Origin of the sequence: Amycolatopsis albidoflavus (assembly GCF_039525725.1) — a bacterium.
GTDB lineage: Bacteria > Actinomycetota > Actinomycetes > Mycobacteriales > Pseudonocardiaceae > Amycolatopsis > Amycolatopsis albidoflava.
Genome location: NZ_BAAAHV010000016.1, coordinates 121953 through 143300 on the forward strand (window position 1 = coordinate 121953; position 21348 = coordinate 143300).

General features: G+C 69.9%; 23 protein-coding genes. 8 read left to right on the forward strand and 15 right to left on the reverse strand.

Annotated features, from left to right (window positions below; genetic code table 11):
- The first annotated feature begins 98 nt into the window (after nucleotides 1-98).
- The gene (locus ABD156_RS26725; protein WP_344279336.1) at nucleotides 99-1124 is read left to right on the forward strand and encodes a LacI family DNA-binding transcriptional regulator; all 1026 of its coding nucleotides are present in this window, start codon (nucleotides 99-101) and stop codon (nucleotides 1122-1124) included.
- Between the two features lie 20 nt (nucleotides 1125-1144).
- Here the strand turns inward: ABD156_RS26725 and ABD156_RS26730 are convergent, their stop codons facing one another.
- Nucleotides 1145-1573, reverse strand: a complete 429-nt coding sequence (locus ABD156_RS26730; RefSeq protein WP_344279339.1) for a DoxX family protein — start codon at nucleotides 1571-1573, stop codon at nucleotides 1145-1147.
- Between the two features lie 392 nt (nucleotides 1574-1965).
- A complete protein-coding gene (locus tag ABD156_RS26735; protein WP_344279343.1) occupies nucleotides 1966-2841 on the reverse strand; it encodes an alpha/beta fold hydrolase in 876 nt (291 codons plus the stop codon).
- 96 nt (nucleotides 2842-2937) lie between these two features.
- Between ABD156_RS26735 and ABD156_RS26740 the strand changes: the two genes are divergently transcribed.
- Nucleotides 2938-3393 carry a MarR family winged helix-turn-helix transcriptional regulator gene (locus ABD156_RS26740; protein ID WP_344279346.1) on the forward strand — a complete coding sequence of 152 codons (456 nt, stop codon included), beginning with the start codon at nucleotides 2938-2940 and terminating at the stop codon, nucleotides 3391-3393.
- Between the two features lie 26 nt (nucleotides 3394-3419).
- Here the strand turns inward: ABD156_RS26740 and ABD156_RS26745 are convergent, their stop codons facing one another.
- Entirely contained in the window at nucleotides 3420-3992 is a 573-nt protein-coding gene (locus tag ABD156_RS26745) for a TetR/AcrR family transcriptional regulator (protein WP_344279349.1), read from the reverse strand.
- 68 nt (nucleotides 3993-4060) lie between these two features.
- Between ABD156_RS26745 and ABD156_RS26750 the strand changes: the two genes are divergently transcribed.
- Nucleotides 4061-4921 carry an SDR family NAD(P)-dependent oxidoreductase gene (locus tag ABD156_RS26750; RefSeq protein WP_344279352.1) on the forward strand — a complete coding sequence of 287 codons (861 nt, stop codon included), beginning with the start codon at nucleotides 4061-4063 and terminating at the stop codon, nucleotides 4919-4921.
- Here ABD156_RS26750 and ABD156_RS26755 read toward each other — a convergent pair.
- The 5 genes from ABD156_RS26755 to ABD156_RS26775 form a co-directional block, all read right to left on the reverse strand.
- Nucleotides 4914-5936: an NADPH:quinone reductase gene (locus ABD156_RS26755; RefSeq protein ID WP_344279355.1), complete on the reverse strand. Its 1023-nt coding sequence runs from the start codon at nucleotides 5934-5936 to the stop codon at nucleotides 4914-4916. The genes ABD156_RS26750 and ABD156_RS26755 overlap by 8 nt on opposite strands.
- 46 nt (nucleotides 5937-5982) lie before the next feature.
- Nucleotides 5983-6801 carry an LLM class flavin-dependent oxidoreductase gene (locus tag ABD156_RS26760; RefSeq protein ID WP_344279358.1) on the reverse strand — a complete coding sequence of 273 codons (819 nt, stop codon included), beginning with the start codon at nucleotides 6799-6801 and terminating at the stop codon, nucleotides 5983-5985.
- Between the two features lie 57 nt (nucleotides 6802-6858).
- Nucleotides 6859-7686 (reverse strand): peptidoglycan-binding protein, encoded by an 828-nt coding sequence (locus ABD156_RS26765; protein WP_344279361.1) that lies wholly within the window; start codon nucleotides 7684-7686, stop codon nucleotides 6859-6861.
- A 79-nt stretch (nucleotides 7687-7765) separates the two neighbouring features.
- Complete coding sequence (locus ABD156_RS26770) at nucleotides 7766-8074, reverse strand: cupin domain-containing protein (protein WP_344279364.1); 309 nt, start codon at nucleotides 8072-8074, stop codon at nucleotides 7766-7768.
- A 136-nt stretch (nucleotides 8075-8210) separates the two neighbouring features.
- Complete coding sequence (locus ABD156_RS26775) at nucleotides 8211-9461, reverse strand: helix-turn-helix domain-containing protein (protein ID WP_344279366.1); 1251 nt, start codon at nucleotides 9459-9461, stop codon at nucleotides 8211-8213.
- 106 nt (nucleotides 9462-9567) lie between these two features.
- Here ABD156_RS26775 and ABD156_RS26780 point away from each other — a divergent pair, with 106 nt between their 5' ends.
- From ABD156_RS26780 to ABD156_RS26795, 4 genes are all read left to right on the forward strand, one after another.
- On the forward strand, nucleotides 9568-10035 hold the full coding sequence (locus ABD156_RS26780; protein WP_344279369.1) for a glycine-rich domain-containing protein: 468 nt from the start codon (nucleotides 9568-9570) through the stop codon (nucleotides 10033-10035).
- Between the two features lie 15 nt (nucleotides 10036-10050).
- The gene (locus ABD156_RS26785) at nucleotides 10051-10914 is read left to right on the forward strand and encodes a phosphotransferase (RefSeq protein WP_344279372.1); all 864 of its coding nucleotides are present in this window, start codon (nucleotides 10051-10053) and stop codon (nucleotides 10912-10914) included.
- Nucleotides 10915-11035: 121 nt separating this feature from the next.
- Nucleotides 11036-14173 carry a GH92 family glycosyl hydrolase gene (locus tag ABD156_RS26790; RefSeq protein ID WP_344279375.1) on the forward strand — a complete coding sequence of 1046 codons (3138 nt, stop codon included), beginning with the start codon at nucleotides 11036-11038 and terminating at the stop codon, nucleotides 14171-14173.
- A 104-nt stretch (nucleotides 14174-14277) separates the two neighbouring features.
- Nucleotides 14278-15537, forward strand: a complete 1260-nt coding sequence (locus tag ABD156_RS26795) for a Bcr/CflA family multidrug efflux MFS transporter (RefSeq protein ID WP_344279378.1) — start codon at nucleotides 14278-14280, stop codon at nucleotides 15535-15537.
- Between the two features lie 67 nt (nucleotides 15538-15604).
- Here the strand turns inward: ABD156_RS26795 and lexA are convergent, their stop codons facing one another.
- A complete protein-coding gene (gene lexA / locus ABD156_RS26800) occupies nucleotides 15605-16258 on the reverse strand; it encodes a transcriptional repressor LexA (protein WP_344279381.1) in 654 nt (217 codons plus the stop codon).
- A 129-nt stretch (nucleotides 16259-16387) separates the two neighbouring features.
- Here lexA and ABD156_RS26805 point away from each other — a divergent pair, with 129 nt between their 5' ends.
- The gene (locus ABD156_RS26805) at nucleotides 16388-17020 is read left to right on the forward strand and encodes a hypothetical protein (protein WP_344279384.1); all 633 of its coding nucleotides are present in this window, start codon (nucleotides 16388-16390) and stop codon (nucleotides 17018-17020) included.
- On the opposite strand, the gene ABD156_RS26810 is transcribed toward ABD156_RS26805, so the two are convergent.
- From ABD156_RS26810 to ABD156_RS26835, 6 genes are all read right to left on the reverse strand, one after another.
- The gene (locus ABD156_RS26810; RefSeq protein WP_344279387.1) at nucleotides 17021-17476 is read right to left on the reverse strand and encodes a MarR family winged helix-turn-helix transcriptional regulator; all 456 of its coding nucleotides are present in this window, start codon (nucleotides 17474-17476) and stop codon (nucleotides 17021-17023) included.
- 32 nt (nucleotides 17477-17508) lie between these two features.
- On the reverse strand, nucleotides 17509-17871 hold the full coding sequence (locus ABD156_RS26815; protein ID WP_344279390.1) for a VOC family protein: 363 nt from the start codon (nucleotides 17869-17871) through the stop codon (nucleotides 17509-17511).
- 53 nt (nucleotides 17872-17924) lie between these two features.
- Entirely contained in the window at nucleotides 17925-18650 is a 726-nt protein-coding gene (locus ABD156_RS26820) for a maleate cis-trans isomerase family protein (RefSeq protein ID WP_344279393.1), read from the reverse strand.
- Nucleotides 18651-18690: 40 nt separating this feature from the next.
- Nucleotides 18691-19422 carry a LolA-like protein gene (locus ABD156_RS26825; protein WP_344279396.1) on the reverse strand — a complete coding sequence of 244 codons (732 nt, stop codon included), beginning with the start codon at nucleotides 19420-19422 and terminating at the stop codon, nucleotides 18691-18693.
- A gap of 169 nt (nucleotides 19423-19591) precedes the next feature.
- Nucleotides 19592-20332 (reverse strand): hypothetical protein, encoded by a 741-nt coding sequence (locus ABD156_RS26830; protein ID WP_344279399.1) that lies wholly within the window; start codon nucleotides 20330-20332, stop codon nucleotides 19592-19594.
- A 171-nt stretch (nucleotides 20333-20503) separates the two neighbouring features.
- Complete coding sequence (locus ABD156_RS26835; RefSeq protein ID WP_344279402.1) at nucleotides 20504-21259, reverse strand: hypothetical protein; 756 nt, start codon at nucleotides 21257-21259, stop codon at nucleotides 20504-20506.
- Nucleotides 21260-21348 lie beyond the last annotated feature (89 nt).

A 21348-nucleotide genomic window follows, 5' to 3' on the forward strand; every position in this document is an offset into this window, starting at 1 on the left:
AATCGACCCGGGTCACGGTAAGGACCCAAATCGATTTGGGCAATGGTCGGTCCGGAGCGGTTTCCAAAACGATTTGGACGAGGTTAGGCTGCTGCGCCATGGCCGGGAAGAGAACGCGGGCGACCATCAAGGACGTCGCCCGCCGCGCCGGGGTTTCGCCGACCACGGTGTCGCACGCCTTCAGCGGGAACGGGACCGTCGCGGCCGAGACCGCGGAGCGGGTGCGGGAGGCGGCGCGCGAGCTGGGCTACCGGCCGGACACCGTCGCCCGCGGGCTGCGCTCCAGCAGGCTCGGGGTGCTCGGGCTGGTGGTGCGGCCGCTCGATCCGCTGGACACCGCGTTCCTGGAGGGCGTCGACTACTTCCTGCGGTTCGCCGGATCGGCCGCGCTGGCCGCGGTGGAACGCGGGTACGGCCTGATGCTGGTGCCGGACCCGACGCGCGCCGACGCGCCCGCGGTCGGGCTGGCCTGCGACGGGTTCCTGATCACCGAACCGGTCGAGAACGATCCGCTGATCACGATGCTGACCCGCGAGTGCGTGCCGTTCCTCGGCGTCGGGCGGGACCCGGCGCGGCCCGCGTCGCCGGACTACCTCGACCTCGGCACTGGGCGGATCGTCGCCGAGGTGCTCGACCACCTGGCCGCGGCGGGCGGGTCGCGGGTCGCGGCGGTGCTGGGCACCGATCGCAACGAGTGGAACCTGGACGCCGAAACGGCTTACCTGGACTGGGTTCGCGCTCGCGGGCAGCGGCCGCTGGCGGTGCGCCGCGCGGAGGTCGCCGGCGAAGCGGGCGGACGCGAGGCGGGGGAGGAACTGTTCGGGATGGCCGAGCCGCCGGACGCGGTGTACTGCCAGACCGGGCGGCACGCGGCCGGGGTGCTGGCCGCCGCGCGGGCGCGGGGACTGGCGGTGCCCGGCGACGTGCGCATCGCCTGCGGCGCGGATTCCGATTCCGAGCACACCCGGTCGTCCGTCCCGCCGATCACGTCCGTCGACCTCCGGCCGGTGCGGCTGGCCCGCACCGCGGTCGCCGTGCTCGCCGACCGGGTCGAAGGCATTGAGCCGCCTGTCCCCGGGCCGGCGGAGTACGAGCTGATAGTGCGCGGGTCGACCCGGGGATAAGCGGATGTTTTCGTTCCGGGTCAGGCGTGCGGGACCGCTCCGACGCGCGATTCGCGCGGCCGCAGTCCCGAGAGCGCCCCGCTGAGCGCGAGCCGGCCGGGGCCGGTGAACGCGAGCAGCAGCAGCGCCCAGCAGAACATCGCGGCCGCCTCGCCGCCGTTCTCGATGGGGAAAAGCCCTTGCGACACATGGACGGAGAAGTAGGCGTACGCCATCGACCCGGACCCGATCAGCGCGGCGATCCGGGTGGCGACGCCGAGCAGGACGAGCCCGCCCGCGACGAGCTGGATGAGCGCGGCCCACCACCCCGGCCACGAGCCCACCTGTGCCGCGCCGTGCGCGCCGAGCACTCCGAACAGCGATTTCACGCCGTGGCAGGCGAAAAGGAACCCGACGACGATGCGGAACAAACCGAGCGCGTAATCCTGTGCCGCGTCCAGCCGGTGCATGATGCCTCCACATAGGACGACTCGGGCGGACGGCCGTTCGGACATCGCCACCGTCCGCAGAGTGGTCCAGACCTTTCCTGGACCGGTGTCAGGTATACCGGTGACCGGAGTCTCGGCGATACCTGCGAAAGTCAGGTTTCGCCTGATCCGCGGGCTGTGGTAACGGCCGGGGAAGGGGGTGGCGTCCGGTTCGGGGAACCGGCGGGTCCGTTGGGGGGAACGGGGTTTCCGGCGTTTGCCGGTGAGTCGCGCGGGACGGGACGCGGGCGGGGCGGACGCAGCGGAAGTTATCGCATCGCTGTGTTGGGGCGGTACCGCCTAATGCGGGCGAACGGCTGGGACCTCGCTATGGCCGACGACGAGATTTGTGGCCCCGCAGTGAAATCGAGATGTCATTTCCGGTCGATGTCCGCGAAGAAGGAGCGGAGCGCGGCCGCGAGCTGGTCGGGGGCCTCCATCGCCACGTAGTGGCCGATCCGCTCGATGTGCACGGCGGTCACACTGCTGGCGACCTGCCGCAGCGTTGCGGGCGTGAAGTTCGCCGAGCGTCCTGCGACCGCGAGTACGGGCATGTCCAGTTTGCGGGCCGCGAGCGCGCGGAGTTCTTCGCCCTCGGAGAGCAGCGACCGGTACAGGCCCGCGGCGCCGGCGAACGCGTCGGGCCGGGCGTAGGAGCGGACGAGTTCGTCGATGTCGGCGTCGGTGAACGCGTCGGGTTTCGCGGCGAGCGAGGGGATCGCGTAGTCGGCGAGGAACTCGCGCTCGCGTCCGGCGAGGAGCATCTCCGGAATGCCGGGCGCGGCGAGAACGCCGATGTGCCAGGCACCGCCGTGGGCGACGTCGGCGAGCGCCTCGGCGCCGAATCCCGGGAGCGCGGTCTCGATTCCGGTGTAGCTGCGGACGAGGTCCGGGCGGGTCGCGGCGACGCGGAACGTCGTGGGGCCGCTGATGTCCTGGCCGGTGAGGTGGACCGGGCCGACGTCCAGGCGGGCGATCAGGTCGCCGAGGTCTTTCGTCGCGGTCGCGCTGTCGTGCTCGGGCGTGGCGGTGGCGGAGTCGCCGAATCCGCGAAGGTCCGCGGCGAACACCCGGTGGTGCCGGCTGAGCAGGGGGATCAGCTTGCGGAAGACCCACCAGGTCTCCGGAAAACCGTGCACCAGCAGCACGGGAGACCCGGTGGTTCCGGCGGCGACGTAGTGCAATTCGGTGCCGTTGAGGCTGATTCGGTGGTGGTCGACACCGGGGATGGTGGCGGCGAGGCGGTTCATCGGGACCCCTTCGAGTCGATAGACAAGTAACTTGTCGAACTCTAGGGGATGGACAAGTAACTTGTCTATATGGCGGGGACTCGTATGATCGGCCGCATGGCGCAGTCCAGTGGTGCCGAGCTCGCGCTTCTGCTGCTCGGCGGGTTCCACTCCATGGTCGACGAGGTGAACGCGGAGCTCGCGAAACGCGGCCACGCGGGCGTCCGCCCCGTGCACGAGTTCGCCTTGCGCGCTGTGGACGCGGGTGCGGACACCGCGTCCGAACTCGGTCGCCGGCTGTCGGTCACCAAGCAGGCGGCCGCGCAGACCATTGCCGCACTGGAGGAGTTCGGCTACGTCGACCGCGAGCCCGACCCGAGCGACGCGCGCCGCAAGCGGGTGCGGGTCACCCCGCGAGGCCACGAGCTGATGGCCATCGGCGGTGCCCTGTTCGACGACGTGCGCAGCCGCTGGGCAACCCGGATCGGACCCGCGCAGCTCGAGACCCTGGAAGCGCACCTGGCGCAGCTCACCGAGCACCGCTCGTTCACTGCCGACGACTTGCAGGACTGAGCGCAAGCCCCGGGGGGAGGCTGGGGTCAGGTGCGCGGCGGCCAGCCGGATTCCAGCAGTGCGAACACCGAAGCCAGCGCTGCGGCGGGATCTGGCGCGGTACCAGTGAGATCCGGGATTTCCAGCACGAACCGCGCCAAAGCCCGTACCGCTGGGTCGTCCGGCGGAAGGCCGCTGTCGTCAGCGAGCGCGGCGGTGAGGTCGGGTTCGCAGGAATGCCACAGCTTCCGCGCGTACTCGCGCAGGGCCGGCGTTTGCACGATCAGGTCGCGTTTCGGGGCGTGCTCCGGCGGGATGTCCGTCGAGTACGGGCCGCGCGCGGCGAAGAAGCGGTGCAGGGCGGCGAGGATCGGCTCGTCCCGGTCGCGGACCGCGGCGACGATTCCCGCGCGGCGTTCTGAGCCGTCGTCGAAGATCAGGGCGTCTTTGCCGTCCGGGACGTGGGCGAAGAGGGTCGCGACGGAGATGTCGGCCTCTTCGGCGATCTGCGCGACGGTCACTCCGTCGTAGCCGTGCGCCAGGAACAGCCGCAGCGCGACCTCGTCCAGCCTGCGCCGGGTTTCGAGCTTGCGGCGTTCGCGCCGTCCGGTGTTGACCACGACCCCCACTGTACCCAAATCTGAAGTGGGTTTAAAGTTGTAATCACTTCAGTTTTAGGAGGGGTGTCATGGCGGTGCTGGTGACCGGGGGCAATGCCGGGATCGGCTACTTCGTCGCGGAGCAGCTGGCCGAGGCGGGAGCGGAGGTGGTGCTCGGCAGCCGGGACCCGGCGAAGGCGGAGGTCGCGTTGAAGGTCCTCCGCGAGCGGGTGCCGGGGGCGCGGGTGTCGTGGGCGCGGCTGGACCTTGCCGACTTGGCTTCGGTGAAGGGAGTCGAGGTCGGCGAACTCGACGCGGTCGTGCTGAACGCGGGCGTGTATCTCGACGGGCCCGAGCGGCGGGAGACCAAGGACGGGCACGAGATGACGTTCGGGGTCAATCACCTCGGGCACTTCGCGCTGACTGCGGCGCTTCAAGACCAGCTGAAGCCAGGCGCGAGGATTGTGACGACAGGGAGCTTCGCGGCGAAGTCGGCGAAGCTCGATTTCGAGGATCTGCAGAGCATGCGCGACTACCAGCCGAAAACTGCGTACGAACGGTCGAAGCTCGCGCAAACGCTGTTCGCGCTGGAGTTGGATCGACGGCTAAGGGCAGCGGGCAGCAGCAGGCTGAGTGTCGTCGCGCATCCTGGCGGGGCGCTGGACAGTCTGACTCCGGACCGGCCGCCGCTGCATGTGCGCAGCGCGAAACAAAAGCTGAGCCTTGCGCGAATCGCCTTGCAGGGCAAGGACGGCGGCGCGCGGCCAGCGGTGCGGGCGGCGGTCGGTCCGGATGTCCACAGTGGTCAGATCTGGGGTCCGCGGGTGTTCGGTCTCAAAGGACGGCCCCGGCCGGAGCCGGTGCGCGGGCCGTACGCGGACGCCGAAGCCGCCGCCCGGTTGTGGGCGGCGAGCGTGGAGCTGACCGGGGTCGAGCCAGCGATCAGCTGACGTCGATCAGCACCTTCCCGGTGACGCCCTTTTCCGACGCCTCGTGCGCGCGAGCGGTTTCCGCCAGCGGGAACCGGTGCACGGGCAGGCCGTGATCGGGGCCGAGCCGGAGGCCGCCGTCGACCAGGGCGGCGTTCAGGTCTTCCGCTCCGGCGCGCAGGCGGTCGAATCCGACGGTGTAGAGCACCAGGAACTGGTAGCGGCTGTTGAGGAAAACGTTCTGTCCAAAGTCGACAGTCACAGTCCCGGTGCCGCGGTCGTCGCCGTAAGCCGCGACGACCCCGCGCGGGCGAAGTACCGCGGCGTGCAGGGGAGCGTTCACGCCGACGGCGACCTCCACGATCACGTCGACCCCGTCCGGCGCGATTTCCCGGATCGCCGCGGCGACATCCCCTTCGGTGTACCGCACGACATGCTGCGCACCGGCGGCACGCGCGAGCGCGGCCTTGTCCTCGGTGCTGACGGTGGCGATCACGGTCGCGCCGGCCCAGCGCGCCAGCTGGATCGCGGCGTTGCCGACCGCGCCCGCGCCGCCGCTGACCAGAACAGTCTTGCCGGCCAACGCATTCGGCGCCAGCCGCTGCGGTCCGTCCTCCGCGACAGTGAGCGCGCGGTGCGCGGTGAGCGCCGGGATCGCGAACGCGGCGCCTTCGTCGAAGCCGATTCCGTCGGGGAGCGGCACGAGCCGGTCCGCCGGAAGAACGGTGTACTCCTGCGCGGTCCCGGACAACGGCGAGTGCGCGGCGGCCAGCAGCAGCCATACCCGGTCGCCCACGGAGAATCCGTCCACCCCGGCGCCGATCGCGTCCACGACGCCGGCCCCGTCCTGGTTGGGCACGGACAACTCCGCCTCGGCGCCGAACCGGGAGCCGGAGCGCGCCTTCCAGTCGGTCGGGTTCACCGCGGACACCGTGATCCGCACGCGCACCTCGCCCGGCCCCGGCTCGGGCACGGCGAGTTCGGACAACGTCAGCACTTCCGGGCCGCCGAACTGGCGGTAGGTCACAGCTTTCACCCTCGGTGCAATTCACCGGCGGGCGCGGCTATTCCCGCCGCGCGCGTCAGCGCCCGCCGAGCCGCGCGACCACCGGGGCGAAGTCCTCGAGGAAAGCGCCGTTGACGCTGTAGTACGACACCCCGAGTTCTTCCCGCCGTCGCTGCAGCTCCTCGGCCATCGCGGCCGGTCCGCCGCGCAGGAGGGTGAGCGAATCGTGCTCGATCAGGGTCTCGATGTCGTGCCCGATGAAGGTGCGGATCCACGGCGGGATTTCCTCGCCGACGACGAAAATGTTCATCGCCAGCTCGACCTCGCGGCCGCCGGCCGCGGCCCGGATCTCGGCGGCGTACTCCGCGGTCTCCGCCTGGCTCGCGAGGATGCTGTGGGCGAGGGTGACGACGTCCGCGCGTTCGCCTGCCAGCCGGCGTGCTTTCGGCCCGCCCGCGGCGACCATCACCGGCGTGTGCTCATCGCCGTCGAGACGGCGCAGGTGCGAGATCGTGTCCGACACCTGGGCCAGCCGCTCCGGACCGGTGCCGTACGGCAGGCCCAGCTCGGCGGCGGCTTCGCGCATCAGCGGAATCCCGGTGCCGATCCCCATTTCGAACCGGCGGTCGGTGAGCACGCTGAGGCTGTGCGCCTCCCACGCCGCCGCGCGCGGCGTGCGCAGCGGGCTGGCGAAGACGAACGTCCCGACCCGCAGTTCGGTCGTCACCGCCGCCGCGACGGCCAGCGAGGCGGTCGGGGTCGGAAGATGCAGATTGTCCGGCGAAAGCAGGGTCGAATATCCGAGATCCTCCGCGCGCCGTGCGGTTTCCCGCCATTTCGCCCCGCCCTCTTGCGGCGCCGCGACAACCCCGAACCGAAAAGTTTTTCCCGCCATGGCACCAGAAAACCACGGCCGCCGCACTCGCGCCAGCAAATGCGGCAGCCGGGTGGGTCAGCCGCGCTGGTACTGCTCCCAGGTCAGCTTCGGGTTGACCGCGGGGCCGTCGTCCTTGCCGTGGTTCGCGAGGCCGTTCTGCCCGAGGTAATAGGCTCCGACCTGGTGCTGCGCGCCCGAGGACAGGTCCGGGTCGTTGACCGCGATCGCGTGGATGTGGTAGCCCCAGTCGCCCTGCGCGGGGGTGCGCACCCAGGCCGCGAACCCGACCTTCCGGAGGTCCTTGGCGAATTCGGTGCGGGTCGCCGAGGACATGTCCGCCACCGAAACGTCGAAAGCGCCGCCGCCGTCGTGCGTTCCGGCCGACGCGCCGACGCCGCCCGGGTTGGACGAACCCTGCGTGAGGCCGACGTCCTTGCCGAACAGCTTTTCGGCTGCTTGAAGCATCGCCTTGGTGCGCGTGTTCAGCGTGACGCCGTGATAGGTCACGTGGCTGCCCGCGGATACCGGGTTCGACACGGTGTACCGGCCGGAGCCGAGCTTCTCCAGCGACGTCTTGCCGGGCAGGCCCGAGGCGTCGATTCCGGTGTAGCCGAGGGACTTCTGGTACTTCGAATAGGCGTCGATCGTGGTGGTGCCGAAGTAGCCGTCGACGTACTTGGCGTCCAGCAGCCCCTTGGCCTGCAACGCCTTCTCGACCAGCAAGACGCTGTCGTGCGCGCCCGGCGTCTGCGTGCTGTCGGCGCGCTGCGGGTCGATCTGGGCCGCCAGCAGCACGGCTTCCATGTTCGCCGCCGGCAGCGCCGCGGCTACGCCCGGAGCGGCGACGGCGACCGTGGCCGCCGCCGCGGCCCCGGCGGTGAGCACTGCGAGTTTCCTGAGCATCCGTGTCCTCCCGGTCCTGGTCGGTCCGGGCCGAGCATCGCCGAGCGGGATACACGGGACGTACAAATGCGCCCCGACCTCACTCCAGCCACTCGGTGACGAACCGGTCGTTCTCGTGGATGTGCACGGCCTCGTACGGTTCGGGCCCGAGCGAAACGAACTTGTGCGGCATGTCCGGCGGCGCGACGAGCACGTCCCCGGCGACGCCTTCGCGCTGCTCGTCGCCGATGGTGAACAACGCGCGGCCGCGCTGGATGACGAAGGTTTCGCGGTAAGGATGCCGGTGGAGGCGCGGCCCGGAGCCAGGCTCGGTTTCGTACTCGCGGATGACGGAGACGCTGGAGCCGACTTCGTAGCCCTCGACGTCCCGGGTTGCGGGTTCAGTCATGTCCGTGAACGTTAGCTCGCCGGGGCGGTGGCTGGGGCGAAATCGGGCGGATCCCGGCTGGGTGGTGGTGGCGTTGGCTTGGGCGCGCCAGAGTGCCGTTCGCCATGGCATCGAGCGGATCGAGAGATCGCAGATCTCAGAGCTTCAAACCGAGCCACGCGGCGTAGCTCGTTAGCGTCTCCGATTGCCGCCGCGCGGAACGGACGAGCGCCGAGACTGTTTCGCGGGTCATCGGGTGCCTCCGGGCTTGACCCGGCGCGACCATGCGTGCGCGTTGCAGCTGTTTCAGCGCCTTCTCCGGCTGATTCAGCCAACGGTACGAGCGGGCCATGTCCAGATGGTGATGCCCGATCCGGGTGGGAAGCCAGCCGGTCGGGATCCGCAGCCCCCGGCCGGCCTCGACAGCCAGACTGTGCTCCCCGAGTGCCCCGAAGGTGACCACGCGGTGGACTTGAACGTTCGCGGGTCCGAAGCCGAACCAGAAGGTTTCCGGCTCTTCCCCCGTCAGCGCGGCGATCCGGGCTGCTTCCTCGAGGTGGCCCGTCATGGCGTCGCGGTCCCTGGTGCGAGCTGAGATCACCGACGCGCCGAGATGCAGCTGTCCTCGAGCCACCAGCGCTCCGGGAGCGTCCTCCGCGCCGTCCAGGAGCGCTGTGCCTGCGTTGTTCAACCGCCAGCACGCCGCATAGTCCTCGTCGCGAAGGTATGCGGTCACCCGCAGGTATTCCCGGGCAGCGCGCAGGCCGGGCGCGCGATCCCCGGCCTGCCGCGCGGCCCAATCCATTTTGCCGAGCGCGTTCACCGACAGCGTGTTGTCTCCGACGGCGATCCCCGCCGAATGGCCGCAGCGAGTCGTCAGTGCGAGGAGCGCCCATGCGTCATGCCGGTCTTGCCTGACGCAGCTCTCGGCGGCGATATGCAACTCGGCGACGAGGGAGGGCAGCAGCGCGATCATCGGCTCGTACAGCGCGGCCTGCGCGAGCCGGTTGAGATACCGGACATCGGCCTGAAGCACAGCGAGCGGGCGCGGCGCGACAGCCGAGTCCGGCGGGAGATCGAGCAGGTCCAGCGCGGCACGGACAGGCGACAGCCGGGCGGCGAGTTCGTCGTCCTCCCGCCGCCACTCGAATCTGTTCCAGGCCAGCCTCTCGACGCGGACTCCGAGGGAGTCGGCGACCCGGCCGAGGAACTCGGGCGCCGGGATTTCCTCCCCGCGTTCCACCTTCGAGAGCATGCTCGTGCTGTAGCTGATCCTGCGTGCCAGAGCATGCTGCGTCAGGCCGGCCAGCTTCCGGGCCGCAGCGATCCGCCCACCGATTCCAGAGTCCACGAGAGCATCGTTCCGCAATTTCCCGATGCCTGGCGAGTGCTCTATTCGGGTTGTCATTTTCCTGTCACTTCCCGCACCGGGCTTGTCGTAGCGTCGCGGCCGAGTGCGGGAAAGGCGTCAGGGGCGATGCCCTTGGGCCGTCTTGAAGCAGAGGGGAAACAACATGACTATCGCAGTAGACGACCTCGCCGGCAAGGGCCTTGTCACCGAAGCGCTGTTCGCTCGTCTCGTCGCCCGGATCGCGAAAGAGAACACCTGGCCGTGCGAATACGCAGCGCGCGTCATGGACCAGGCGCTGGCTTTCCTCGCAGCCTGTGCACGGACTTCCCGGCCGTTGGCTCCGAGCGAAATTGTCGATATCGGGTGGCACGCGTTCGTCCTTTATACCCGCGAATACGCGGATTTCTGCGAGCGGATCTCGGGAGGATTCATCCATCACGTACCTGGCGACGAGGCCGAGGGCGGAGGCGCGGCCTTCGCCGAGAAGATGGATCGCACGACGTCCGCGATTCAGGCGGCAGGTTTCGCCGTGGATCCCGAGCTGTGGTTTACTTCGGCCGCCAAGTGTGCGAAGTGCTCACAGTGCAAGAACGGATGCACCGACGATCCGCCGCCGTCGGTGTCGTGCTGACGCGAAGGGAAGGCAATGTCCAGCCGAGCCTGGGAGGACATTCCTGCCCCGGTGCGGCGGGCGGTCGAGAAGGAAACGGGAAAGGTTTCCAGCTCCGTTTCCCCGTCCGAAGGACGGAACTCGGACTTCCTGGCGGCGCTTCAGGCCGAGCGGGGACGCTTCTTCGTCAAGGGGGTCCGGGCGGGAACCCGCCAGGAGCGGATGCAGCGGATCGAGGCCAAGGCGAATCCGGGCCTGCCGCATGCTGTCGCTCCGCGCCTTCTCTGGGAAGCCGAGGCGGACGGATGGTCCTTGCTGGGCTTCGAACACGTCGCGGGACGGCATGCGAACCTCGAGCCGGGCTCGCCCGATCTCCCGTTGGTCGCGGACGCCGCGGTGACGATGGCGCAGGCGCTGGCGGGATGTTCGCTGGACCTTCCGTCAGCCGCCGAGCAGTGGGCTTGGTCGAGCCCGTGGCGTCGGCTGTCGAAGCAGCCCGACGGCAAACTGGGTCTTTGGGATCGGCGGCATCTGGACGAACTCGTGGAGCGGGAGCGCCAGGGGATCGACTGGGTGCGCGGCGACAGCCTTGTGCACGGCGACCTTCATCCGCTGAACATCCTGGTGTCCGACCGGGCTCGGGTCGTCGACTGGGCCTGGTCGAGCCTCGGCGCGCCTTGGCTCGACGCGACGTCACTGGTCCTGCGGCTCGTCGCGGACGGTCACACTCCGGCGCAGGCCGAGGAGTGGGCTCGGCGGATTCCGGCCTACCGCGACGCCCCGGACCGGGGAATCACCGCCTTTTCCGTCCTTGTCCTGGGCATGTGGACGTATCGGGGCGCTTTCCCGCAGCTGACCGAGGTCGCGCGGCGCTACGTCCGGCATCGCCTGGCCCTTTGACCGTCTCCCGGGCAACCTGTCGGATGTCTGTCCGCTCAAAACCGGCCAGATCTCTGTCATTCCGTTGACCTCGCCGCCCGCCAGCCGGAAAGGTCGGACAACACGAGGTCTGGGAGGCAGCGTGCGGTACTCAGTCGTGACAGCGTTGGTGACGGCGGCGGTCGTCGGTGCGGGAACCGTTGCGGCGGCCGCGCCGCAGGTCCCGCTGGTGAGCGACCCGGCGGCGTACGTCGATCCGCTCGTCGGCACCGGGCGCGGCGGCACCTCGGTCGGCGAGATCAACAACTTCCCCGGGCCGGCCGCGCCGTTCGGGATGATGCAGTTTTCGCCGGACACCGACGGGTCCTACGCCGGCTACCAGTACCACAGCGACAAGATCCGCGGCTTCAGCCTCGACCACGCGTCGGTCGGCTGCAACGCGTTCGGCGACGTCCCGATTCTGCCGGTCACCGGCGATGTCGGGGCGAAGCCGGGGGACCGCGTCGAGCGGTTCACGCACGACGGTGAGCAGGCGGAACCCGGTTATTACGCTGTCACGTTTCCCGATTCCGGCGTGCGCACCGAGCTGACGGCGACCACGCGCACGGGGATGGCGGCGTTCACCTTCCCCGCCGGGCAGAACGCGCAGGTGCTGGTGAAGGGCGGCGCGAGCCTGGCTGGCAACTCCGCGGCCGGGCTGAAAATCACCGGAGACCGCGAGGTCAGCGGGCAGGCGACGACTGGGCACTTCTGCGGCAAGTCGAACAAGTACACCGTCTACTACGACATCACCTTCGACCGTCCGTTCACCGCGCACGGCACCTGGGACGGCACAACCGTCCAGCCGGGCAGTGATCAGGTCGACGCGCCGAAAGCGGGTGCGTACCTGACGTTCGGCGACGCGGGCGCGGTCCGCGCGAAGGTGTCTATGTCCTATGTGGACGTTCAGGGCGCGAAGAAGAACATGGAGCCCGGTTGGGACTTCACCGCGATGCGCCAGAAGACTAGGGACGCCTGGCGCGACGCGCTCGGCCGGATTCGCGTGGCGGGCAAGGATTCCGCGCAGCTCAAGACGTTCTACACCGCCCTCTACCACAGCCTGATGCACCCGAACACGTTCAACGACGTCGACGGTCGCTACATCGGCTTCGACAATCAAGTCCGCACGCTCCCGGCCGGGCACTCGCAATACGCCAACTTCTCCGACTGGGACACCTATCGCTCGCTCGCGCCCTTGCACGGCATGCTGTTCCCGAAGGAAGCCAGCGACATGGCGCAATCGCTGACCAACGACGCGGTCCAGGGCGGCTGGTGGCCACGCTGGCCGATGGCCAACGGCTATACCGGGCAGATGACCGGCGACAGTTCGGTCGCGCTGCTGTCCAGCCTCTACGCCTTCGGCGCGCGCGACTTCGACGTCAAGACCGCGCTGAAGTACCTGGTCAAGGGCGCCACGTCGGTGGACGAGACGCCGGGCGCGTACCAGGAACGCCGGGGGATCGCGGACTACCTCGCGCGCGGCTACCTGCCGAACAACGACGCCTCCCGCGGCGACCACGCGCGCGTCGGGGCTTCGATCACGCTGGAATGGGCGATCGACGACTTCGCCATCGCGCAATTCGCGGGCGCGATCGGCGACCGCGGCGTCGCCCGCGACTTCGCCGAACGCGGCCAGAACTGGCAGCACCTGTTCAACCCGGCCACCGGCTACCTCCAGCCGCGCGGCCAGGACGGACGCTTCCCGGACGGTCCGGCGTACCAGCCGCCCGCGCCCGGCACCTTCGGCCAGGACGGTTTCGACGAGGGCAACGCCGCGCAGTACACCTGGCTCGTCCCGCAGGACACGGCCGGGCTGGTGACCGCGATGGGCGGCCCGGCGGCGGTGTCCGCGCGGCTCGACACGTTCTTCCAGAAGCTCAACGTCGGCCCGAACGAGCCGTACATGTGGGCGGGCAACGAGCCCGATTTCGGGGTGCCCTGGCTGTACAACCACGTCGGCCAGCCGTGGAAGACGCAGGAAGTCGTGCGCCGGATCGCGACCACGCTGTTCAGCGCGACGCCGGACGGCGAACCCGGCAACGACGACCTCGGCGCGCAGTCGTCCTGGTACGTCTGGGCCGCGCTGGGGCTGTATCCGTCGACTCCGGGAACGCCGGATCTCACCGTGCACAGCCCGCTGTTCGAGCGCGCGGTGCTGACGCTGCCGGGCGGCCGCACGCTGGACCTCCGTGCGCCGGGCGCTTCGACGACCACGCAGTACGTCCACGGTCTGGCGCTCAACGGGCATCGGTGGGATCGGACGTCGCTGCCGCAGGACCTGGCGCGCAATGGCGGGCGGCTCGACTTCGCGCTGTCCGCGCAGCCGGACCGGAACTGGGCCGCGAACACGCAGCCACCGTCCTATCGGGACGGTGAGGAACCGTACGTCGCCTCGGTGGCCAACCAGATCACCGTCGAACCGGGTGGCTCCGGCACCGTCGCGGTGAACGGCCAGCGGCTCGGCGGACAGCTGCGCTCGCTGAACCTCGCGACGTCGGCACCGGCCGGAATCACCGTGTCCGGCCCGCGTTCGGTGCGGCTCGACGACCGCACCGGAAGCGGGAAAACGGATCTGACCGTTACGGCTGCGGCGGGGACTCGCGCGGGTTACTACGAAGTGCCCGTAACGTTGCGCGGCCAGGGACATTCGGTTTCTTCCTCGATAATTGTGTTGGTCGCGCCGAAGGGAAGCCTGGCCGGATCCTTCGGCAACGTCGGCATTTCCGAGGACGGTGACGGCGGTTCGGCGAATTTCGACGGCGCCGGAAACAGCTATTCACGGAAAGCGCTGGCCGACGCCGGTCTCGCTCCGGGTTCGACCGGACACGCTGCGGGTACGACGTTCGTCTGGCCCGCCGCGCCGTCCGGCCGCCCGGACAACGCGGTGGCCTCCGGGCAGAAGCTCGATCTGGGTGGAACTTCAGCCGGCCGCCTGCTTTTCGTCGGTTCGGCGACGAACGGAGACCATCGCGGGAGCGCGACCGTCGCGTTCACCGACGGCACGACGGCGACCGCCGATCTTTCGTTCGGTGACTGGGTGTTGCCGGGCGGAAATACCGAACCAGTGTTCGGCAATACGCTCGTGGCCCGCACCGCGCACCGGAATCAGCCCGGCGGCCAGGGAATCGGCGCCTCGGTTTACGCCACGTCGCCGCTGGAAATCCCGGCGGGCAAGAAGATCGCGACGGTGACTCTTCCGGCCGATCCGGACCTCCACGTTTTCGCCCTCGGCCTCGGGTGAGTTTGTCAAGCAGGATTCCCAGGGTGTGATCTGTTCGCGGGTTCCGGAATTTCTCGGCCGTCTTCTTCGTAGGTGCCCAAGTGCTCACGACGAAGGGGAGTGGCGTGAACGAAACACGCGACGCGCCGAACGCGGGGAGCCAGCTGAAGCTGGTGCTCGTGCTCGGCGTTCTGGTGGCACTGGGGCCGCTGTCCATCGACATGTATCTGCCGGCGCTGCCGGACATCACCCGCGAACTGTCGACGACGGAGTCGACGATCCAGCTGACCCTCACCGGAACGGTGCTGGGGCTCGGGCTCGGCCAGCTGATCGCCGGCCCGCTTTCGGACGCGATGGGGCGGCGCATCCCGCTCGTCGCGGGAAGTTTGATCCACGTCGTCGCGTCGCTGCTGTGCCTGGTGGCGCCGACGGTGGAGCTGCTGAGCGCGGCGCGCGTGCTGCAGGGGCTGGGCGCCTCGGCGGGCGCGGTGCTGGCGCTGGCCGTGGTGCGCGACCTCTACACCGATCGCGCCGCGGCGAAACTGCTGTCCAAGCTCATCCTGGTGATGGGCGTTTCCCCGGTGCTGGCCCCGACGCTCGGCAGCGCGCTGCTGGCGTGGACGCACTGGCGCGGGGTGTTCGTGGTGCTCGCCGCGATCGGGCTGGCGAGCGGGATCGCGGCGGCGCTCGCGCTGCCGGAGACGCTGCCGCCCGCTCGGCGGCAGCCGTTCCAGCTCCGGGCGACCGTGCGGTCCTACCGGAGCCTGTTCACCGACCGCTCGTTCGTCGGGCTGGTGCTGGTGGCCGGGTTCGCGATGGCCGGGCTCTTCGCGTTCGTCAGCGGCGGGTCGTTCGTGTTCCAGCAGCAGTACGGGCTGGACCAGCAGCAGTTCGGCCTGATGTTCGGGGCGAGCGCGGTGTGGCTGATCGCCGCGACGCAGGTCAACGCCCGGCTGATGAACCGCTTCGAACCGCACCAGGTGCTGCTCGTGGCGAGCCTCGCCGCGGCGGGCTCGGCGGCGGTGCTGCTGGCGACCGCGCTGACCGGGTTCGGCGGCATGTTCGGCGTCGCGGTGCCGGTGTGGGCGGTGCTGTTCTTCGCCGGGCTGATCCTGCCGAACGCGCCCGCGGTCGCGCTCGACGCGCACGGGAACAACGCCGGGACGGCGGCGTCGCTGCTGGGCGCGGTGCAGTTCGGCGTCGGCGCGGCGGTCTCGCCGGTGGTCGGCCTGCTGGGCAACAACGCGGCCGCGATGGCCACGGTGATGTTCGGCGGACTGGTGGTGTCCGGGCTGGTGCTGTGGCTGATCGCGCGGCCGTGGCAGGGCCGGGCGGTCGAGCAGGAGGAACTGGTCGACACCCGGGTTCCGGTGGCGGTCGACTGACCTCGCCGCTGTCCGTGAGGGGAACCCTGAGGGACTCTGATTCCCTCGGGGTTCCCCTCACGGACCTTCACATGCTGCGGAGCACCGAGACGACCACGCCGAGCACCGCGGCCCGGTCGCCGTCGATCACGTCGTAGGCCGGGTTGCGGGGCTCGAGGTAGACGTGCCCGTCGCGGCGGCGGTAGACCTTCACCGTCGCCTCCTCGTCGATCATCGCGGCGACGATCTGCCCCGAATGCGCCTCGTGCTGCTGCTTCACCACCACGATGTCGCCGTCGCAGATCGCCGCGTCGACCATCGAATCGCCGCGCACGCGAAGCCCGAAAACGGTGCCGCGGCCGGTGAGCCCGCGCGGCAGCTGCAGGACGTCGTCCACGTGCTCCAGCGCGGAGATCGGCGTGCCGGCCGCGATGTCGCCGACCACCGGCACCGGCACGGAGTCGCCGCCGTCGCGCGAGGGGACGTCGCCGAGGAACGCGCGCACGTCGATCGGCCGCGACATCGTCGAGCTGCGGCGCAGGAAACCCTTGTCCTCCAGCGCGGCGAGATGCTTCGACACCGAGGACGTCGACCGCAATCCGACCGCTTCGCCGATCTCGCGCGTGCTCGGCGAATACCCGTGCTGGCCCACCCAGTCCCGGATGGTGGCGAGGATGTGCTGCTGCCGCTCGGGCAGGGCCGAAGCGTCGAGGTGGTCGAAGACGTCGTCGTAGGCGGTCACGGGCCGATCGTAGAGGGCGTCCGGGCCGGTCGCGGGGGCCGGGGGCGTTGTTCCCGCGGTTGCTCCACTGTGGACTGCGGATGCGGTTGGTAGGCTTGTCCCTCCGGAGGGTGACGGAGGGGACCGGGGATGACTCAGCCGAGGGAACGGCCGAAGGTGACGGGGATCGGCATCGCGGTGGCGGTGTTGCTCGTGGTGCTGGAGATTTACGCGGTACGCGGGGGAATCTGGTCGGTCGGGGAAATCGTGAGCGGCGGAAGCCGCGTCCGCGCCTCCGATTACCTGTTCGCGTTGTCCCTGGTGCTGGCGATCGTGGTGCTCGTCGGCGTAGGGATGATTTTCGCGCGACGGCAATCGGTCGGCCGGATTCTGCTGTGGGGCGCGCCGCTGCAGTTGGTGTGCTCGCTCGCCGGGGTGATCCTTGCCCATTCCTGGTGGGACAGCGTCGCGTTCGGCCTGATGACCGTCCTGGCGGTGGTGCTGTGGCTGCCCGCGGTGTCGGCGAAGAGGCCTCCGCCCGTGGGCTACGGGATGCCTTACGGGGCACCGGTTCCGGGGATGCCGCAGTATCCGGGACAGGTTCCGATGGGACAGCAATATCCGCAGCCGGCTCCGGTTCCGCCGCAGTATCCGCAGCAGTACGGCGCTCCGGGAATGCCGCGGCCGTACCCGCAGCAACCCCAGCAGCCGTACCCGCAGCAGCCGATGCCGGGGCAATGGCCTCCGCAGGGTCCGCCGCACCAGGGGCGCCCGGGCCAGTGATCACTGCCCCGCGAAATGCCGCTGCTGGTCGGTGACCTCGGCCAGCGCCCGCTTGAACTCCGCGTACTCGCCCCGCCCGAGCCGCTGGGCGTGCCGGTCCTCGATCCCGGCGAGGACGCGGGCCGAGGCCCCGATCATGGCCGACCCGCGCTCGGTCGGGCAGACGAGTTTCGCGCGCCGGTCGGCCGGGTCGGGGCGGCGTTCGACGTAGCCGAGGGTTTCGAGTTCGTCGACCATCGTGCCGATGACCTGCTTGCGCCGTCCGGACAGCCGGGACAGCTCCGTCGCGCGCGCACCGTCCGGGCCGAGGTAGGCGAGCACCGCGCCGTGCCGCGGGCTCAGGTCGCCGAAGCCTTCGGCGGCCAGCGCGGTGAACAGTTCCCGCTGCACCGCGAACAGCAGTCGCCCGGCGAGCATCCCGAGGTCGGGTTGCGCGGGCACTCGGGAGTCGGGCACGGCGAAGATCGTAGCCCCCGGCCGGACGCGGGTCAGGACCGCCGGGGCAGCACGCAGAATTCGTTGTCTTCCGGGTCTTTCAGCACGATCCAGTGGTCGTTTTCCGGATCCTCCACGACTCTCGCGCCCAGCGTCACGAGGCGGGCGACCTCGTCGCGCTGCTCGACCGTGTCCGGCGCGATGTCCAGGTGCAGCCGGTTCTTGCCGGCCTTCCCCTCGGGCACCGGCTGGAACAGCAGCGACGGCCGGTCCGGCGCTTTCAGTTCGACGTAGGTGAGTCCGTGGCTGTCCGGCCACCGCTCGGCCCGCGGATAGCCCAGCGCTTCCCGCCAGAATTCGGCGAGCGCGTCAGCGTCCCGGCAGTCGACGGCGACGGCGATCAGGTGGCTGCTCATGATCGGTGGCTACCCGCGATCCGGCCGGCGTACTCATCTGTCCACAGTGGACATCAGTGCGGATGGGCCAGAAGGGCGCCGAGACCCGGTCCGGCGGCCGGTCGGCCGAGCAGGGTGAGGCAGTGCCACAGCGTCACCTGCGTCGCGGTGAGCACGGGTTTTCCCGCGCGCTTCTCGAGTTCGGCGAGCAGCGGCGCGGTGTGCAGGGCGGTCTCCGGGACCAGGACGGCTTGGGCGTCCGGGGAGGCCGCGGAATCGACCAGGTCGCGGATCTGGGCGCTGTCCCAGGTCGCCAGGTCGCGGTCCGAACCGGCGTCGGCCGACACGGCGTGCACGGTGGCGATGTCTTCCTCGGCAAGGAACGCCGCGAACGCGTCGGTGATTTCGGGCGCGTACACCGAGGCGAGCGCGATCCGCTCCAAACCGAGCCGATGCGCCGCGGCGAGGAACGCCAGCGACGTGCTGCTCGCCGGGACATCCAGCGCGTCCGTCAGGGCGTCGGTCTGCGTCTTGGCCACGGCGACGCCGTCGAGGAAACTGCAGCTCGTGCACGCCCAGCTGACCACTCGCGGCGACGTCGTGAAGGTCCCCGCAGCCTGGACCAGCCGGTCCGGTTCGCTCAGCTCGCGTACGGCGGCCTGGACGTTCTCCCGCTCGACCACGCGCCTGGCCCAGGGCACATAGGCGAATTCCACGCCTGGCCGGGCGTCCAGGCACCCGGCCAGGGCGGTGAAGTCGTCTTCGGCGCAATCGCGAGTGGGATACAGCAGACCGATCATCTCGGGCAGTGTCGCACTCGTTCGCCCGGCTGGCAGAACTTCAGGAGCCGGGGCCGGAGTAGATCTCCGCGGCGGGCGGGGCCTTGGCGGGGACGGGCTGGTCCCAGCCGCTGAACTCCATCGTGCCTTGCTTCGGGGACTCGTACCGCAGCAGGCGGTGCGAGCCGGCGGCATCGAGGAAGATCGTCCTGCCGCCGTTCTCGTATCGCACAGCCGGAGTGCCCGCCACGTCGGCGGGTTCGCTCGCGGAGTAGCCGGGCTGGTCGAGGTCGTCGGCCATGGCGCCGACGAGGACGTCGCGATCCAGGAAGATCTTGACCCCCTCGCCCAACCCCTGGGCCATCGGCGAGTCCATGGACACCCACTTGTCGTCCAGCGGAGAGCGGGCCCCAGCGGGTCGCCCGGCGATCTTGGCCATCCCGCGGGTGAACTTGATCCAGAGCTTGTCGCCGACGCGGACCACCGGAATCTCCGCGCCGTCCTTCTCGATCGATCCGCTCGCGCTGTCCTTGTTGAGCTGCACGTCGAACTTCGTCGGGCCGTCGCTGCCTTTGACGTGGACAGCGGTCGATTTCTTCATCGCGGCCGAGACGGTGTCGCCGACCGTCGCGGCGTCCGGCGGCGCGTCGGCCGGCTTGACCGGCGAACTCGGGGCCGCGCTGGCCGGCGACTGGGCAGGAGTGCCGCCGGAGCTGGAACAAGCGGCGCACACGAGCGCGGCGGCGATGGCTCCGCAGCGCAGGAGGAAACGTTTCTGGGGCGGGCGAATCATGCGATTTCCGTTCGGGACGGGCTCGGGACACCCCCGGGCGCATCCGCTTATCGCCTGCTCCAGCCGTCCGTTACGGCTTGTCCGCCGCTGTCATGGATCCGTGATCCGGATCCACAATGGACGAAGGCCTCGCGCTCCCGAGCGGCGCGGGAGCGCGAGGGGAGTCCGATCAGGAGCCGGGGCCGGAGTAGATCTCCGCGGCGGGCGGGGCCTGGGCCGGGACGGGCTGGTCCCAGCCGCTGAACTCCATCGTGCCGTCCTTCGGGGACTCCATCCGCAGCAAGCGGTGCGGCGAGACGGCCTCGATGAAGATCGTCGTGCTGTCGTTCTGGTACCGAAGTGCCAGGGTGCCTGCCACTTCGGCGGGCTGGCCTGTCGAGAAGTCGGGCTGGTCGGCCTCGCTGGCCATGCCGCTGACGAAGACGTCGTAGTCCGTGACCAGCTTGAATGTCTCGCCGAGACCCTGGCCGAGCTGGGAGTCGAGCGAGACCCACTTGTCGTTCACCATCGCTGCGGCCGCGGCGGGCAGCTTGGCCTTCTTGGTCAGCGACTTGGTGAACTTCATCCAGACTTTGTCGCCGACGCGCAGCACGGGCACCTCGACGCCGTCCTGCTCGATCGAGCCGCTCACGCTGTCCTTGTTCATCTGCAGGTCGATCTTCATCTCGCCGCGGTTGTTGTTCGTGCCCTTGACGTGGACCGCGGTCGCTTTCTTCATCGCGGCCTTGATGGCCGCGGGGTCGAGCGGGTCGGCGGAGGGCGCGGCCGAAGAGCTGGCAGCCGGGCTGGCGGCGGCGGGCGGCTGCGCGGCGTTGCCGTCAGAGCCGGAGCAGGAGGTGCACACGAGCGCGGCGGCGGCCGCGACGGTGCCGTAGCGCAGGAAGAGACGGTTCGAGACCGGGCGAATCATGCGGTTTCCGTTCGGGAGAGGCCCGGGACATCCCCGGGCGCATCCGCTTATCGCCTGGTCCAGCGGTCTGTTACGCCTTTGTCCGGCTCTGTATTGGATTCGTGACGCTTTTGTCCACAGTGGACGAAGGCCTCGCGCTCCCGAACGGCGCGGGAACGCGAGGCCGTTCGATCAGGAGCCGGGGCCGGAGTAGATCTCCGCGGCGGGCGGCGCCTGGGCCGGGACGGGCTGGTCCCAGCCGCTGAACTCCATGGTGCCTTCCGACGGGGATTCGAGGCGCAGCAAGCGGTGCGAGCCGGCGGCCTCGAAGATCGTCCGGGTGCCGTTCTTGTACCGCAGCGCCGGAGTGCCCGCGACGTCGGCGGGTTCGCCCGCGGAGTAGCCGGGCTTGGCGGCGTCGTCGGCCATCGAGCCGACGAAGACGTCGTAGTCCAGGAACAGCTTGAACGCCTCGCCGAGACCCTGGCCGAGCTGGGAGTCGAGCGACACCCACTTGTCGTTCACCATCGCGGCGGCCTCGGCGGGCAGGCCGGCCTCCTTGGTCAGCGACTTGCTGAACCGCATCCAGACCTTGTCGCCGACGCGCCGCACCGGGACCTCGACGCCGTCCTTCTCGATCGAGCCGCTCACGCTGTCCTTGTTGAACTGCATGTCGACCTTCATCTTGCCGTCTTCGCTCTTCGAGCCCTTGACGTGGACCGCGGTCGACTTCTTCATCGCGGCCTTGACGGTTTCGCCGACGGTCGCGGCGTCGGGCGGGGCGGCGGCCGGCGCGGCCGACGAGCTCGCGGCCGGGCTGGCGGCGGCGGGCGGCTGCGCGGCGTTTCCGCCGGAACCGGAGCCGGAGCAGGCGGTGCACGCGAGCGCGGCGGCGGCCGCGACGGCGCCGTAGCGCAGGAGGAGACGGTTCGAGACCGGGCGAATCATGCGATTTCCGTTCGGGACAGGCCCGGGACATCCCCGGGCACATCCGCTTATCGCCCGATGCGGAGGTTCGTTACGGCTTGCCCGGTTTC